Source organism: Streptomyces sp. NPDC048191 (assembly GCF_040652655.1).
Taxonomy (GTDB): domain Bacteria; phylum Actinomycetota; class Actinomycetes; order Streptomycetales; family Streptomycetaceae; genus Streptomyces.
In genome coordinates this window covers 12,576-27,841 of sequence record NZ_JBEZMO010000044.1, presented here as the reverse complement: position 1 = coordinate 27,841, position 15,266 = coordinate 12,576, and the positions used below count along the sequence as shown (strand labels likewise).

The 15,266-nt window shown below is 75.9% G+C and carries 9 protein-coding genes and 1 pseudogene; 6 read left to right on the top strand and 4 right to left on the bottom strand.

Features of this window, described 5'->3' with window-relative positions:
- Window positions 1-17: 17 nt before the first annotated feature.
- From AB0D93_RS38475 to AB0D93_RS38465, 3 genes and pseudogenes are all read right to left on the bottom strand, one after another.
- Window positions 18-4,310 carry a cation-translocating P-type ATPase gene (locus AB0D93_RS38475; protein WP_362130376.1) on the bottom strand — a complete coding sequence of 1,431 codons (4,293 nt, stop codon included), beginning with the start codon at window positions 4,308-4,310 and terminating at the stop codon, window positions 18-20.
- Between the two features lie 464 nt (window positions 4,311-4,774).
- A pseudogene (locus tag AB0D93_RS38470) lies at window positions 4,775-5,026 on the bottom strand (hypothetical protein); the annotation flags it as partial.
- A gap of 366 nt (window positions 5,027-5,392) precedes the next feature.
- The gene (locus AB0D93_RS38465) at window positions 5,393-6,151 is read right to left on the bottom strand and encodes a PaaX family transcriptional regulator C-terminal domain-containing protein (protein WP_362130373.1); all 759 of its coding nucleotides are present in this window, start codon (window positions 6,149-6,151) and stop codon (window positions 5,393-5,395) included.
- Between the two features lie 72 nt (window positions 6,152-6,223).
- Here AB0D93_RS38465 and AB0D93_RS38460 point away from each other — a divergent pair, with 72 nt between their 5' ends.
- On the top strand, window positions 6,224-7,897 hold the full coding sequence (locus AB0D93_RS38460) for a DNA alkylation response protein (RefSeq protein WP_362130370.1): 1,674 nt from the start codon (window positions 6,224-6,226) through the stop codon (window positions 7,895-7,897).
- Window positions 7,898-8,074: 177 nt separating this feature from the next.
- Window positions 8,075-10,057, top strand: coding sequence for a HEAT repeat domain-containing protein (locus tag AB0D93_RS38455; protein WP_362130367.1), 1,983 nt, complete (start codon window positions 8,075-8,077; stop codon window positions 10,055-10,057).
- A gap of 344 nt (window positions 10,058-10,401) precedes the next feature.
- On the opposite strand, the gene AB0D93_RS38450 is transcribed toward AB0D93_RS38455, so the two are convergent.
- The gene (locus AB0D93_RS38450; protein WP_362130364.1) at window positions 10,402-10,992 is read right to left on the bottom strand and encodes a hypothetical protein; all 591 of its coding nucleotides are present in this window, start codon (window positions 10,990-10,992) and stop codon (window positions 10,402-10,404) included.
- Between the two features lie 289 nt (window positions 10,993-11,281).
- Between AB0D93_RS38450 and AB0D93_RS38445 the strand changes: the two genes are divergently transcribed.
- From AB0D93_RS38445 to AB0D93_RS38430, 4 genes are all read left to right on the top strand, one after another.
- Window positions 11,282-12,370: an exo-alpha-sialidase gene (locus tag AB0D93_RS38445; protein WP_362130361.1), complete on the top strand. Its 1,089-nt coding sequence runs from the start codon at window positions 11,282-11,284 to the stop codon at window positions 12,368-12,370.
- A gap of 86 nt (window positions 12,371-12,456) precedes the next feature.
- Window positions 12,457-13,134: a uracil-DNA glycosylase gene (locus tag AB0D93_RS38440; RefSeq protein ID WP_362130358.1), complete on the top strand. Its 678-nt coding sequence runs from the start codon at window positions 12,457-12,459 to the stop codon at window positions 13,132-13,134.
- The gene (locus AB0D93_RS38435) at window positions 13,131-14,105 is read left to right on the top strand and encodes a BadF/BadG/BcrA/BcrD ATPase family protein (RefSeq protein WP_362130355.1); all 975 of its coding nucleotides are present in this window, start codon (window positions 13,131-13,133) and stop codon (window positions 14,103-14,105) included. Before AB0D93_RS38440 ends, AB0D93_RS38435 begins: the two co-directional genes overlap by 4 nt.
- A gap of 176 nt (window positions 14,106-14,281) precedes the next feature.
- Window positions 14,282-15,208, top strand: coding sequence for a hypothetical protein (locus AB0D93_RS38430; protein ID WP_362130352.1), 927 nt, complete (start codon window positions 14,282-14,284; stop codon window positions 15,206-15,208).
- Window positions 15,209-15,266 lie beyond the last annotated feature (58 nt).

The following is a 15,266-nucleotide window of genomic DNA, read 5'->3' as shown; positions in this document are numbered from 1 at the left end:
GCGCGGCCGGCCACCGGTCAGCCCGGCATCAGCCGGCCGACGGTCTCCTCGAGGCGGGGCAGCACCCGCTGTCCCGCCAGCGCCAGGGCGATCGCCGCGAGGACACCGGACCAGGCGACCGGACCGAGCGGGGTGCAGCCGACGGCGTGGCTGACGCCCGGGATCTGCACCGCAGCGACCAGCGCCGCGGCGGAACCCAGGCAGGTGACCTGCACCAGGCGGCTGTCGCGCCGGTCCAGCCACGTCTGCACGAGCTGGGTGCCGACCACCGCGCACAGCGCCATCGTGCTGCAGCGGCGCGTGGTGCCCGGCGTGAAGCGGCCGATCAGCCAGGCCGTCACCGCGCCCAGACAGGTGGTGAGCGCCCGGTGCCGGATCTGCCGCAGCAGCGGCGCCCCGAGGACGGCGGAGGCGTCCTCCGGCGATCCGCCGCGGGCGCGCAGGGCGCCGGGCCGGCCGTCCTTCTCGGTCACCGCCACCGCCATCGACGGGAACAGGTCCGTGAAGAGGTTCACCATGAGCATCTGCCGGGTGGACAGCGGCGCCCGGCCGGACAGCAGCGTGCCGACGATGCCGAACCCGACCTCGCCCGCGTTGCCGCCGATCAGGATCGCGATGGCGTCGGCCACGCTGTGCCACAGTGCCCGGCCCTCGCCGACCGCGTCGATCAGGACCGTCAGATCGTCGTCCGTGAGGACGATGTCGGCGGCGTTGCGCGCGGCCGCCGAGCCGCGGGCGCTGATGCCGACGCCGATGTCGGCGGCACGGATGGCCGCGGCGTCGTTGGCGCCGTCGCCCACCATGCCGACGACCCGGCCGGCGTCCCGCAACGCCTCCACGACCTGGAGCTTCTGCTCGGGCGCCACCCGCGCCACCACGCCCGCGTCCCGCAGCATCCGGGCCCGCGCCGCCCGGTCCGCCGCCGCCAGTTCGTCGCCGGTGACCACGACGGTGTCCTCGGGCCAGCCCAGTTCGGCGGCGATGGCCCGTGCGGTCTGCGGATGGTCCCCGGTGAGCATGACCGGCCGTACGCCGGTCCCGTTCAGTCCCTGCACGAGCGCCGTGGAGGTCTCGCGCGGTACGTCGGACAGAGCGAGCAGTCCGGTGAACTCCAGGTCCCGCAGCGGCTGTTCGAGGACCTCGTCGGCCTGCTCGGACCCGCCGAGCCGCCGTTCGGCCACCGCCAGCACCCTGAGGCCGTCCCCGGCGAGGGCCTGCGCCGCTCCGGCGGCCTGCGCGGGCAGTCCGGAGCAGGCGGGCAGCACGGTCTCCGGGGCGCCCTTGACCACGAGCACGAGCGGACCGTCCCCGCTCCGGCCGACGGCGGCCGCGTAGCCGCGCGCCGCCTCGAACGGCAGGTCCGCCGCCTGCGTCCAGTCCGGGTCGGGGCCGGCCGCCGCCAGCACGGCCTCGTCGGTGGCGTGCACCGGCTCGGCACCGTCGTCGCCGCGCGGGCAGGCGCGGGCCGCGGCCCGGACCGTGCCGGCGGACCCGGTGTCGTCCACCGCGCGGACCGTGCCCTCGGCATCGGAGGTGCGCACCAGCCGCAGCCGGTTCTCCGTGAGGGTGCCGGTCTTGTCGAAGCAGAAGGTGTCCATGCGGCCCAGCGCCTCCAGGGTGCGCGGGGTGCGGACGAGGACACCGCCGCGGCTCAGCCGCCGGGCGGCCGCCAGCTGCGCGACCGTGGCCACCAGCGGCAGCCCTTCCGGTACGGCCGCCACGGCCACCGCCACACCGCCGCTGACCGCGTCCCTGATGGGGGTGCCGCGCAGCAGCGACAGCCCGGTGACCGCGGCGCCGCCCGCCAGGGTCAGCGGCAGCGCCTTGCGGGTGATGTCCTGCAACCGGGCCTGGACGCCACCGGCCGGGGGCGTACGGGCGGCGAGGTGGACGGCGCGGGCGGCCTCGGTGCGCTCACCGGTGTCGACCACGACGGCCCGGGCCTGGCCCGCCACCACGGTCGTCCCCTCGAACACCATGCAGCGCCGGTCGGCGACCGGGGCGTGCGGGGTCGGGTCGGTCTGCTTCTCCACCGGCAGCGACTCACCGGTCAACGCCGACTCGTCGACCTCCAGGCCGTCCTGCCACAGCAGCCGGGCGTCGGCGGGCACCACGTCGTCCCCCTTGAGCTGGATCACGTCGCCCGGATGCAGCGTGCCCGCCTCCACGGTGCGTGTGCCGCCCGCCGGCGCCTCGGCTCTGGGCGGCACGAGCCGCGCCTTCTGCTGCTGTTCCGCGAGCAGTCCGGACAGCGCCCGTTCGGCGCGCAGCCGCTGGAAGCCTCCGACCAGGGCGTTGAGGTCCAGCGCGCCGACGACGAGCAGGGCGTCCACGACCGAGCCGAGGATCGCCGACGCGGCCGAACCGACCGCGAGGACGGGGGTGAGCGGGTCCTGGAGTTCCCCGCGTACGGCCCGGCCGAGCCGGTAGGTCCAGCGCGCGGGCGCGGCGGCGGGGTGCCGGACGACACCGGCGGCGAGCTCGCGCACACGGCCGGTCAGCGCCTCGAACGCGCTGCTCTCGGCGGCCGGTTCGTGCTCCAGCCGCTCCCGGGCCTGCTCGGGATCCAGTTCGTGCCAGTGCACTCGCGCACGCGGGTGCGGGGGCCGGGCCGCGGCCACGCCGAACGCGGCCCGGCCTCCGGAGATCAGGGCGGACACGGCGGCGGCGTCGACCGGGGCGTGCCGCAGCCCCGGCAGGGCGGCGAAGCGCCCGCGGCCGCCGCCGGACTCGCCGACGGCCACGAGCAGCCCGGAGAGCGCGGCACCGGAACGGGCCAGGGTCTGGGCGTGCCGGCCGACCGTACGGGCCGCCGGGATCGCGGTCAGCACCCGCCACACGTCGGGCAGCCCGTGCAGGCCCAGGATGTCCGCGCCCCAGACCACGGCGCCCTCGCGGTCGGTGAGGGCGAGGGCGATGTCGGCGGCGCGCAGCCCGGCCAGCACCTCGTGCTCGTCGGCCGCGCGCACCCGGGCGACCGCCAGCACCGCGCCCGCGTCGCCGCGCGCCTCGTACACCACGTCGTCCAGCGGCCGGCGGGCGTCCACGACCTGGTCGGCCAGGCCCGTGAAGTCCTCCAGGGCGGGATCGTCCACGAGCACCACCCTCAGCCCCGCGCGGCGGGCCGCGTCCAGCACCGGCTCGGCCCACGCATCGGCCTCGCCCTCGTCGGTGCGCAGCACGCTGGGGTGCAGGACGATCGTGCCGGCCAGCTCCAGCCGGCGCAGCCGGTCCGGGTCGCGGACCAGGGCGCCGGTGCGGGCGAGCGCGGCGCTCAGCAGCGCGTGGAAGGCGGCGGGGCCGTAGCGGGCGGCCTTCGGCGAGCCGGCGAGGACCGCTTCGGCCGCCTCGGATGCGTCGTGCTTGACCAGCAGGGTGGCCGCGGCGCCCAGCACACTGCCCGCGGAGGCGTGCTCGGCGTACTCCTGGGCCGGGGACTCCGGCAGCGGAGGGCGGGGAGCGCCGTCCGCCGGGATGCTGACGCGGCCGGGGGCGCACAGCTGGTCGTGCACCGCGTCGAAGGCGGCGGCGCGGGCCACCGTCTCGGCCACCTGGCAGGCGCGCAGGACGCCGTCGAGCACGAGGGAGGTGGGAGTCTGCCCGGCGCCGTGTGCGGCGGCGTTGGCGCAGGCCAGGAGCAGATCCATGCGGGAGTCGCCGATTCGGGCGCGCAACCGGGCGCGAAAGCGCGGGTTCTCGCGCAGCAGCGTCACCACAGCGGTCGCCAGGCGGGGTGAGGGCGGCAGTCGGAGCGTGTAGGCGGTGAGCGCGACGCCGATGCCCACGGTGTCGGCGGCGAGTGTGGCCACGGCGGCGCGCACTCCGGCCGGGTCGGCCGGATGTGTGGTCTCCTCGATGTCCTCGCCGGACAGCGCGAGCCCGTGTCCCTCGGCCAGCTCGGCGGCGTGCTCCACGATCCGGTCGGTGGCCGCGTCCTCGGTGGCGGCCACCACCAGACGCGCGAGCCCTTCGTCCCAGTAGGCGAACAGCACGTCGGGGCGCTCGGCCAGCGTCCCGGCCAGCCGGCGCGCCAAGGGGGCCGTACCGCCGGCGCGGCGCACCTGCTCGGGCTCGACGGGCTGCACGGCCAGGTGGGCGCGGGCACCGGCCCGCCAGTGGTCACCGGCGCCGGGCAGCGCGTTGCGTGCCACGCGTGACACGCGTACGGCGGCGTCCGCGCCGCGCACTCCGGCGCGCACCGATCCGGCGGCGGCACCGGCGGCCATCCCGACCGCGGGCGCCAGCAGCCGCGGGGTGGCGGGCAGCAGCCGTACGGCCGCCGAGGGCAGCGTCAGCAGTCCGAGCCCCATGGCCCTCCTCAGAGCGTGGTGCGGTCGGGCCGCGCCGTGGGGCCGAGTGGCCCGGTGGGCGGCTTGTCCGCCGGGCCTTCGGCGTGGGTGCTGCGGGCGCCGCCGGAGGTCTTGGTGCCTCCGGCCGCCTTGGATCCGCCGGTCGACCTGGTGCCGCCCGCTGTCCGGCTGCTCCGGGACGCCGTGGCGCTGCCGGGCGTTCCGGTACTGCCGGGCGTCCGCCTGCTTCCGCGCGTCCGGCTCTCCCCGGACGCCTCGGCGGCGCCGGCGGCCTCGACCCCGGCTTCCGCGGCGCCCGTGTCCCAGGCTCCGCCGGAAGCGCCGGCGTCCGCCGCGGCCTGCGTCCCGCCCGTGCCGGCGCCCCGGGCCCCGGCGTGGCCGGACCTGAGGGCGGCGGTGCCGAGGTCGTGAGCGGGTTCGGGACCCTGCCCGGCCGCGTCCCCGGCGTCCGCCGGATGCGCGGGCCGGGGCTGGGTCAGCCACGCCACGGCAGCGCCGGTGAGGGCGACGGGCCACTCCACGACACCCGCGGCGCCGAGCACTCCGGCTCCCGCGTAGACCGCGATGCGCCGGCCGCGGGGCGAGACCGCGCCGACCTTGTCCAGTGTTCCTGTCGCGGCCCTGCCCACCGTGGTGGCGCCGGGCACCCTGCGCAGTACCGAGGCGGCTCCGCGCAGGGGCGCCGTGAGGGCCGACGACGACTTCTGCTCAGCCATGACTCTCCTCGGGTGAGATCGCCTTGCGTGCCCCACCGAGTGCCCGCCATCTCCCTGGTCATCCCCGTTTCTCCGCGGGGGACGTCCCTGCTTCCAGGGAACGCCCCGCACCGCTCCCACGCCACCCGCGGGCGAGCGCCCGCCCCTCCGGTCGCCCCTCGGGGTTCAGGCGGGACCATTCACGGCTTCGAGCGGGTGAGCGGCAGCCGGTCCGGTGCCGAGGGGGCTATCACCACGCCCTCGGACGGACGCCCTGCGCGGGATTCCCGGCGCCCGACGGCGGGAAGACCGGGACGCCGGTGGCCGACGAGGCACACTCCGTCACGCACCCCGCGTCATGCGGCGCGCTCCGTCACGCACCCCGCGTCATGCGGCACACTCCGGTCGCCCCACCGACGCGGCCAACTCCCGCTGGTAGTCGGCGTAGGCCGTGCGCAGGGCCTCTCCCGGCCAGGCGGCGGGGAGGAGCCCGGGCGGGAGAACGGGGTCGGTGAGCAGGTGGCGTACGGCCGCGGCGTAGGCGGTGAGCCGGTCCGCGGGGCTCCGGGCGGCCCCGGCCCGGGTGAGCAGCGTCCGCGCGACGGCCGCCCAGTCGTCCAGCGGCCAGAGCCGGGCCACCAGGTCGGGCGCGGGCGCGTCGGGGCGCGCGGTGAACGTCTGGGCGACGGAGGTCAGCGTGCTCGGCAGGGCGCGTGCGAGGTTGGCCGGGCGCAGCCACACGCCCTCGCGGAGTTCGGCCAGGCGCAGGGCGGCCAACCGGGCGCGCAGGTCGGCGCGTTCCGCGGGGCCGCGGCCGGTCGAGGTGATCACCACTGTCTCCCAGTCGCCGTCCCACGCGCGGGTGCCGGGCCGCAGCGCCTCGTCCTGGCGCCGCTGGCGCGCCAGCAGCCGGTCGCTGAGCCGGTAGACGGCGTCGGTGCGGCGCAGGTCCCCCGCGGCCACCATCCGGCTCAGCGCGGCCCGCAGCGTGGAGCCGCCGACGCCGAACGGCTCCACCAGCCGGACCAGGTCCTTCACCGGCATTTCCGCCGGGTGCGCGCCGAGCAGCAGGCTGAGCACCACCGAGCGCGCGGACAGCGGCCGCAGGTCTGCCCCCTCCGGCTCGGGCGGGACGTTCGTGCGCATGGGCACGTACTGTACGTGCCCCCTCGCTGTTGCACTATTGCTACAGCCGCAGGAAGAGTGCAACATGCTGGCATGGTCTCGATCCCCGCGCAGTCGCCGTCGCCGTCCCCGTCGTCCTACGCCACGCACGACGTCACCAACCAGGCCCCGCCCCTGGCCCCGTACGACGCCTCCGACGACCGGGCCCTGCTGGAGGGGCTGCGCCGGGAGGGCGCCGGGTGGGCGGAGGAGGACGTCCGGCGCCTGGGGGCGCGCGCGGGCAGCGCGGCGGCGCAGGAATGGGGTGAGCTGGCGAACCGGTACGAGCCGGTCCTGCGCACCCACGACCGCTACGGCCACCGCGTCGACGAGGTCGAGTTCCACCCCAGCTGGCACCACCTGATGCGGACGGCGGTCGCCGAGGGCCTGGCCGGGGCGCCGTGGGCGGACGAGCGGCCCGGCGCCCATGTGGCGCGTACCGCGGGCGGCCTGGTGTGGGGCCACACGGAGGCCGGGCACGGCTGCCCGACCTCGATGACGTACGCCGCGGTGCCCGCACTGCGCGCCCAGCCGGATCTGGCCAAGATCTACGAACCGCTGCTCACCAGCCGGGAGTACGACCCGGAGCTGCGCGTGCCGACCGAGAAACCGGGGCTGCTCGCGGGGATGGGCATGACCGAGAAGCAGGGCGGCTCGGACGTCCGGACGAACACCACGGTGGCCGCCCCCACCGGTGAGCCCGGCGTGTACACGCTGCGCGGCCACAAGTGGTTCACCTCGGCGCCGATGTGCGACGTCTTCCTGGTGCTCGCGCAGGCCCCGGGCGGACTGTCGTGCTTCCTGGTGCCGCGGGTGCTGCCGGACGGCAGCCGCAACACCTTCCGCATCCAGCGGCTGAAGGACAAGCTGGGCAACCGCTCCAACGCGTCCTCGGAGCCGGAGTTCGACCGGACCGTGGCCTGGCTGGTGGGGCCGGAGGGGCGGGGCGTGAAGACCATCATCGAGATGGTCAACTGCACCCGTCTCGACTGCGTGATGTCCACCGCGACTCTGATGCGCAAGGCGCTGGTCGAGGCCGGCCATCACGCCCGGTACCGCAGCGCGTTCGGCGCCCGGCTCGTGGACCAGCCGCTGATGCGCAACGTCCTGGCCGACCTCGCCCTGGAGTCGGAGGCGGCGACGACGCTCACGCTCCGACTGGCCGGCGCCGCCGACCGCGCGGTGCGCGGGGACGCCGGGGAGCGGGCCTTCCGGCGGATCGCCACCGCCGTCGGCAAGTACTGGGTCACCAAGCGGGGCCCGGCGTTCACGGCGGAGGCACTGGAGTGCCTGGGCGGCAACGGCTACGTCGAGGACTCCGGCATGCCGCGGCACTACCGGGAGGCCCCGCTGCTGTCGATCTGGGAGGGCTCGGGCAACGTCAACGCGCTCGACGTGCTGCGCGCCCTCGGCCGCGAACCGGACAGTGCGGAGGCCCTGTTCGCCGAGCTCGCGCTCGCGCGCGGAGCCGACGCCCGGCTGGACGCGGCGGTGGCCGCGCTCAAGACCCAGTTGGCCGAAACGGACCAGGTGGGCGCCCGCCGACTGGTGGAGCGGATGGCGCTGGCCCTGCAGGCCTCGCTGCTGGTCCGGCACGCCCCGCACCCGGTCGCGGACGCCTTCTGCGCGAGCCGGCTGGGCGGCGACTGGGGGCACGCGTTCGGCACGCTGCCCGCGGGAACCGACCTCGGCGTGATCCTGGAGCGGTCCCTGCCCGGCCTGAACTGACCCCTCCCGACGGTCGATTACGCGCCGCTCGCGTTGCCGCGCCGGGCGCGTGCGGGCCGTTCGCGGCCTGGCCGGTGACAGCCGACGGATCGCACACAGTCAGCGAGCGGTTCCGTACCGTTGTCAGTCCCGTGGTGCACACTCGCGATCAGGTGGCACTCGTCTCGGGAGGACAACGTGTTCACGGGGATCGACGAGGTCGACTGGGCCTCGCTGCGGCACGCGTACGGCAGCGCGGAGGACGTGCCCGGATGGTTACGGGCACTGGCATCCGCGGACACCGCCGAGCGGGCGACCGCGCTCGACGGGATGTACGGCGCGCTGCACCACAAGGAGCGCGTGTACGACTCGACGCTGGCCTGCGTCCCGTTCCTGCTCTCGCTCGCGGCGCGCGAGGAGGTGCCGGACCGGGGCTGCCTCGTGGAACTGCTGGTCGGTATCGGCACTGCGGGCGCGGACGAGGACCCACGCGCACGGGAGGCGGTGTGCGCGGGCGCCGAGGTGTTCGAGCGCCTCGCCGGGGACCCGGACCCGGCGGTCCGCCGGCCGACCGCGGGGGCCCTCGTGCACTTCCTGGCACCGCCCACGCGGGTCCTGGACCTGTTACGGCAGCGGCTGTGGGCCGAGCGGGACGAGCGGGTCCTGCTCGCCCTCCCGGAGGCGCTCGGCCTGTTCGTCCGCCGGTACCCCGCGCACGCCGACGCCGCGGTGGACCTCCTGGCCGAGCAGAGCGCCCCGCCCTACACCCCGGGACTACGGCTCGCCGCCCTCGGTCAACTCGCCCTCGTCGCACCCGCCCGCCTGCCCGCGGGCCTGGTGCCGACAGCCGTCCGGCTGCTCCGGGAGCGCTCCGCCGCCCGCGGCCGGGCCGCCACGCCCTGCGCCGCCGACACCCTCGTCGGACGCCTACGCCGACTGCGCCCCTCCGACGAGGAGGGCTCCCGTCTGCTGCGCACCCTGCACACCGCGCTGGGCGACCGCGTGGAGGAGCGGCAGGCGCTCCTGTGCGGGCAGTTGACCAGTCCGGACCCCGTGGACCGGTGCACCGCCGTGTGGCTGGCGGCGACACTGCTGCGTGGCTGGCGCGGCGACCACAGCGCGACGGTCAGCCTGCTCGGCGCCCAACTGGACGCGCAACAGGACCAGTTGCGGGACGCCGCGGTCACCGTCCTGTCTGAGCTGTTCGCGCTGGCCGGGCCGGCGGCGGACGACCTGCACGCGCTGGTGTGGGCCCGGCCCGACCTGTGGACGCACCACTTCGAGCGCGGCTCCCCCACGCTGGGCGGTCCGCTCAAGGCGCTGGCCAGGAGCGGCGATCCGCGTGCGCTCCCGGCCCTGGCCCACCTCCTGGCCGGCCCGGCCGCACCGGTCGACCTGGGGTTCGCACTGGCGCATCTGGGCCCGGCCGCGGCTCCACTCGCGCCCGCGTTGCGGCACCGGCTCGGCCGGATACCGCCGGCCTCGCCCACCGCCGCCCGGCTGGCCGCCCCGCTGCTGGCGGCGATCGGCGCCGTCGGGGACGCGGAGGCGGTTCCGGAGGTGCTGCGGCTGCTGTCGGGCGCGCCCGACGGGCTCGGAGCTCGGGACGCGGTCGCGGACCAGGCCATCGGCACGCTGGCGGCACTGGGCGCCGCCGCGCAGGCGGAACCGGTCCTCCGCGCGCTCCTGCACACCCGGCACGCCGCCGCGGCGGCCGGCGCGCTCTGGTCGGCGCGGCAGGACGCATCCGTCGTGGTGCCCGTGCTGTTGCGGGAGTTGGCCCAGGGTGATGCGGCGGGCCGGTGCCTGGCCGCCGGGCAGCTCGGCGGAGTGGGGCCGGCGGCGCGCGCCGCACTGCCCGCGCTGCGCCGGATGGCCGGCTCGAGGCCGGCTCGGGAGCGGGTGGCGGCCGCGTGCGCGCTGTGGCGCATCGACGCGGATCCGGAGCCGGTCCTCCCCGTGTTCCGGACGGCTTGGGCACGCGACCCGCACACCCGCCGCCCGATCGTGCGGTGCCTCATCGCGATGGGCCCGGCCGCCGCGCCGTTGCGGCACCTGGTGGCGGAGGAACTGGCCCGTCCGCGCCGCCATCAGGCGCCCGCGGGCAGTGGCGTCGGCCGGGGCATACCGGAGGACGAGGAGCTGCTGAGCGGCTGCCGGGCCGTACTGGAGGCGGTGTAGGGCCGCCGTCACGGCGGGCGCTCGGCTGGGCCGACAGGCATCGGCGATGCGGCAGTTCACCTCATGGACGGCGGGATCCGTAGTTCACCTCATGGACGGCGGGATCCGTAGTTCACCTCATGGACGGCGGGATCCGTAGTTCACCTCATGGACGGCGGGGTCCGTGACGCGTCCGACGGACCCGTGACCCGACCGCCGGTCAGGCTCGTACGGCTGCCGGGCATGCGCCGTGTCGCTCGCCCCTCCGCCGGTGCCCGTCCGGGCCTTCCCGGGTCGGTCGAACACCCGGGCTCGCACGGCGTACGGGCTGCCCGGTGCCCGCGCCCCGAGAGCGTGGACCGTGCTCAGACCATCCGCCCCCACTGGGGTCCGAGCCGGGCCCATTCCGTGTCCCAGGCGTCCATGCGACGGCGTTCCAGCCGGCCGCGCAGGCCGAGGCCGCCGACGAAGGGGACGGCCGCCGCGCTCACGCCCACCAGACAGCCGATCAGGGCGCCGCGGACGACGGCCGCGGAGGCGGAGGTGGGGCGGTTGACGAGATGCCCCTGCGGGTCGGTCCAGACGGTGACCGGCGTGCCGGCCCTGCTGCCGGGCGCGACCCGGACCTGACCGGTGTGTGCGGAGCCGTCGGACACGGTCCAGCGCACCTTGGCCCAGACCCGGTCACTGGTGGGGGCGTGGCCGCGCGCGACCGGGGTTCCGGGGGCCTGTCCGACGACGCGGGCCACGACCGGCCGCCACACCGCCCGCTCCCTCGCGAGCCCGTGCTCCACCGACCGGGCCGCCACGAGACCGGCCGAGACCCCCGCCAGGACGGTCAGCAGCCAGGCGCCGAGCACCACCCAGGCCTCCACCACGTCGGCCCGGCGTTTGAGCGGGTTGCGCCGCCAGCGCCACAGCCACACCTTCGGACCACGGAACGCCTTCAAAGGCATCCTCCTCACGAGCGCACCGACCGGTCGGAACCGCCCTCCCATACGCGGGAGATCGCTCCGTTGCTCACGACGAGCCGTCTGCCCGACGGTCGCACGAGACCCCCCTCCCGCGCAGGCGCATGCCCCAACGGGCCGCGGCCGATCTCCGTCACGGGGCGGCGACACCGCTGTGACGTGCGGGAACGTGCACTCCCGGGGGCATTGTCAGTGGCGGGGTGCACACTGGCCGATAACCGACGACTACCTGTCTCACGACTACCTGGACGAAGGCGTCCCGGAGGTGATCGGCATGACCGAGGTAATGCTGGCTGTGGGCACCCGCAAAGGCCTGTTCATCGGGCGACGCAGGGGCCGCGGCGCCTGGGAGTTCGACGATGCCCCGTACTTCAACGCACAAGCCGTCTACTCGGTCGCGATCGACGTCCGGGAGGGCCGTCCGCGGTTGCTGGCGGGCGGCGACAGCGCCCACTGGGGCCCCTCCGTCTTCCACTCCGACGACCTGGGCCGCACCTGGGCCGAACCGCCGCAGCCGGCCGTCAAGTTCCCCAAGGACACCGGCGCTTCCCTGGAGCGGGTCTGGCAGCTGCACCCCGCCGCCGCCGAGCCGGGTGTCGTCTACGCGGGCACGGAACCGGCGGCGCTGTACCGCTCGGAGGACCGCGGCGAGAGCTTCGAGCTGGTCCGGCCCCTGTGGGAGCACCCGACCCGGTCCCGGTGGGTGCCGGGCGGCGGCGGTGAGGGCCTGCACACCGTAGTCACCGATACCCGCGACCCCAAGGCGCTGACCGTGGCCGTCTCGACGGCCGGCGTGTTCCGCTCCACCGACGGCGGTGCGAGCTGGGCGCCGTCCAACTCGGGGGTGTCCGCGGTGTTCCTGCCGGATCCGAACCCGGAGTTCGGACAGTGCGTGCACAAGATCGCCAAGGACGCGGGCGACCCGGACCGGCTGTATCTGCAGAACCACTGGGGGGTGTACAGAAGCGACGACGCGGGCGCGCACTGGACCGACATCGGCGCGGATCTGCCGTCCACGTTCGGCTTCGCGGTGGCCACCCATCCGCACCGGGCCGAGACGGCGTACGTCTTCCCGATCAACGCCGACGCGGACCGGGTGCCCGCCGGGCACCGCTGCCGGGTCTTCCGCACCACGGACGCGGGCCGGACCTGGGAGCCGCTGTCCAAGGGCCTGCCGGAGGAGGATCACTACGGCACGGTCCTGCGGGACGCCCTGTGCACCGACGACGCCGACCCGGCGGGCGTGTACTTCGGCAACCGCAACGGCGAGGTGTTCGCCTCGGCCGACGACGGCGACAGCTGGCAGCAGCTGGCCGGTCATCTGCCGGACGTGCTCTGCGTGCGGGCGGCGGTGATCGGCTGACGCGCACGGAGGGGCGCAAGGGCCGTCTGCTGGGGCTCCGGCCATCGGTTGATCACCTGCCCCTGTACGGCAGTAGGGTGACGCCCGTGGCACCACGACCCTTGCATGAAATCGTCGAACCGGGCTGGGCGAAGGCCCTCGAACCCGTCGCCGGACGGATCGCCGGGATGGGCGACTTCCTGCGCGCGGAGATCGCCGCGGGACGCACCTACCTCCCGGCCGGACCCAACGTCCTCCGGGCCTTCCAGCAACCGTTCGACGAGGTACGGGTCCTGATCGTCGGTCAGGACCCGTATCCCACCCCGGGGCACGCGGTGGGCCTGTCGTTCTCGGTCGCGCCCGAGGTACGCCCGCTGCCGCCCAGCCTGATCAACATCTTCCGCGAGCTGAACACCGACCTGGGGCTGCCCCACCCGGCCACCGGCGATCTCACGCCGTGGACCCAGCAGGGCGTCCTGCTGCTCAACAGGGCACTGACCACGGCTCCGCGCAGCCCGGGTGCCCACCGGGGCAAGGGCTGGGAGGAGGTCACCGAGCAGGCGATCCGGGCGCTGTCGGCGCGCGGCAAGCCGCTGGTGTCCATCCTGTGGGGCCGTGACGCCCGCAATCTGCGTCCGCTGCTGGGCAGGCTGCCGGCGGTGGAGTCCGCGCACCCCTCGCCGATGTCGGCGGACCGCGGGTTCTTCGGTTCGCGGCCGTTCAGCCGGGCCAACGACCTGTTGGTCCAGCAGGGCGGACAGCCGGTGGACTGGCGTCTGCCGTGACGGTCTCCGGTTATCTGGCGGTGGACTCCGGAGGCTCCGGTCTCCGGGTCGCCGTCGGTGTGCCGGGCCGGGCGCCCGCCGCCCAGCGGGAGTCCCGGGAACCGGTCCGCACGGGTGCGCGGGGCATCGATCCCGACCATCTGATGGCACAACTCCTCCCGCTGGCCCGCGCGTCCGCCGCGGAGGCCGCGGTGGGCACACTGGACACGGCCGTCGTCGGCGCCGCCGGGTTCGCCACACTGGGCGACGCGCTGCGCGCCGAACTGCCGGGGGCCCTGGCCCGGGAGCTGGGCGTACGGCAGGTGGCGCTAGCCGCCGACGCCGTCACCGCCTATGCCGGGGCCCTCGGGTCGCGTCCGGGCGCGGTGGTCGCCGCGGGCACCGGGCTGATCGCGGTCGGCACCGATCTCAAGGCCTGGCGGCGGGCCGACGGCTGGGGTCATCTGCTCGGTGACTGCGGCAGCGGCGCCTGGATCGGACGGGCCGGCCTGGAGGCGGCGCTGCGCGCCCACGACGGCCGGGACGGCGGCTCGGCGCCGCTGCTGGCCTGTGCGGAAGAACGGTTCGGCCCGGTGCGCGGGCTGCCCGGCCGGCTCTACCCCCGCTCCGACCGGCCCGCCGTACTGGCGTCCTTCGCGCCTCTGGTGGCCGCCTGCGCCGCCCACGATCCGGTCGCCGCGGGCATCCTGCGTGCCGCGGCCCGGCACATGGCCGAGTCCGTCGCGGCCGTGTGCCCGGCGGAAGGCGAGCCCCGAGTGGCGCTCACCGGTGGCCTGTTCCGCCTGGGCGACCCCCTCCTCGTACCGCTGCACGAGGAGCTGACGTCCAGGCTGCCGCACGCCCGGCGGGTCCCGGCCGAGGGCGACCCCCTGCACGGCGCGGTCCGGATCGCGAACGACCTGGCCGCGGGCCGGCTCACTCTGCCGGGTGAACCGGCCATGCTGCACGTGGTCCCCTCCCGAGACGCATGAAGCCGTCGCAAAAGCGGATTGTTCCGTCTTGTCATCCCTTTGTCGGCCCATGTTCCCGGCACGTGCCCGGAACATGTGTCGCCGCCGCGTAACTCATCAGACAAAAAGGGACGGATACCGCTCACCTGCACCCTCCCCGAACGGAGGAGCCCCTGAAGCCAGTAACATGCGGCGCCATGAGCTCCCCCACTGGACCCGAGTCCGGCCTGCCAGTACGAATGCCGCGACCCCGCCAGCCCGGACGGCACCGCCGGCCGGAACCGCTGGCTGCTCCCGAGGGCGCGCCCGCGCTCGCCCTCGCGGTGCCCGGTGCGCCCAGCGCCGCCACGCGCGGCCTCGCCGAGGAGGTCGTGAGCATCGCCCGCTCCGAGCTGCCCGGCCTGGACGCCCGGATCGGGTACCTGGACGGGGACGACGCCGAGTTCCCCACGCTCCGGTCCGTGCTGGTGCGCGCTGCCGAGGAGCGCCAGGCACGGTACGAGCAGGCCGTCGCCGCCGGGGTCGAGGGGATCAAGGAGCCCGACGGCCCGGTCGCCGTCGTCGTTCCGCTGCTGGCCGGTCCGGACAGCGCCCTGCTGCGGCAGATCCGCCAGTCCGTGATGGACAGCCGGGTCGCCGCCGATCTGACCGACGTGCTCGGCCCGCACCCGCTGCTCGCCGAGGCGCTGCACGTGCGGCTGTCCGAGGCGGGGCTGGCCCGTGCCGACCGTGCGCGCCTGTTCACCGTGGCCACCGCCGCGGACGGCATCATCCTGGCGTCCGTGGGCGGCGAGGAGGCGGTGCAGGCGGCCGGGATCACCGGCATGCTGCTGGCCGCGCGGCTGGCCGTTCCGGTGATGGCGGCGGCCCTGGACCAGGAGGGCTCCATCGCCTCCGTGGCCGAGCAGCTGCGTTCCTCGGGTTCGCAGCAGCTGGCCCTGGCGCCGTATCTGATCGGCCCGGAGATCGACCCGGCGCTGCTGGCGGCGGCCGCCGAGGAGGCGGGCTGCGCCACGGCCGAGGCGCTCGGCGCCTACCCGGCGATCGGCAAGCTCGCCCTCGCCAAGTACACGACGGCGCTCGGCATCGCCCCGCAGCAGCCGCAGGGCATGCCGGTCCGCTGACCCACGCCGCACCCATGGCACTCCGTACGACCCAGGGCCCGCTCCACATCCCGGAGCG

Bases quoted from the DNA above. Each gene is read 5' to 3' on its own strand.
- AB0D93_RS38475 (WP_362130376.1), bottom strand. From the start codon at position 4,310: ATGGGGCTCGGACTGCTGACGCTGCCCTCGGCGGCCGTACGGCTGCTG.
- AB0D93_RS38465 (WP_362130373.1), bottom strand. From the start codon at position 6,151: ATGCGCACGAACGTCCCGCCCGAGCCGGAGGGGGCAGACCTGCGGCCG.
- AB0D93_RS38460 (WP_362130370.1), top strand. From the start codon at position 6,224: ATGGTCTCGATCCCCGCGCAGTCGCCGTCGCCGTCCCCGTCGTCCTAC.
- AB0D93_RS38450 (WP_362130364.1), bottom strand. From the start codon at position 10,992: ATGCCTTTGAAGGCGTTCCGTGGTCCGAAGGTGTGGCTGTGGCGCTGG.
- AB0D93_RS38445 (WP_362130361.1), top strand. From the start codon at position 11,282: ATGACCGAGGTAATGCTGGCTGTGGGCACCCGCAAAGGCCTGTTCATC.
- AB0D93_RS38430 (WP_362130352.1), top strand. From the start codon at position 14,282: ATGAGCTCCCCCACTGGACCCGAGTCCGGCCTGCCAGTACGAATGCCG.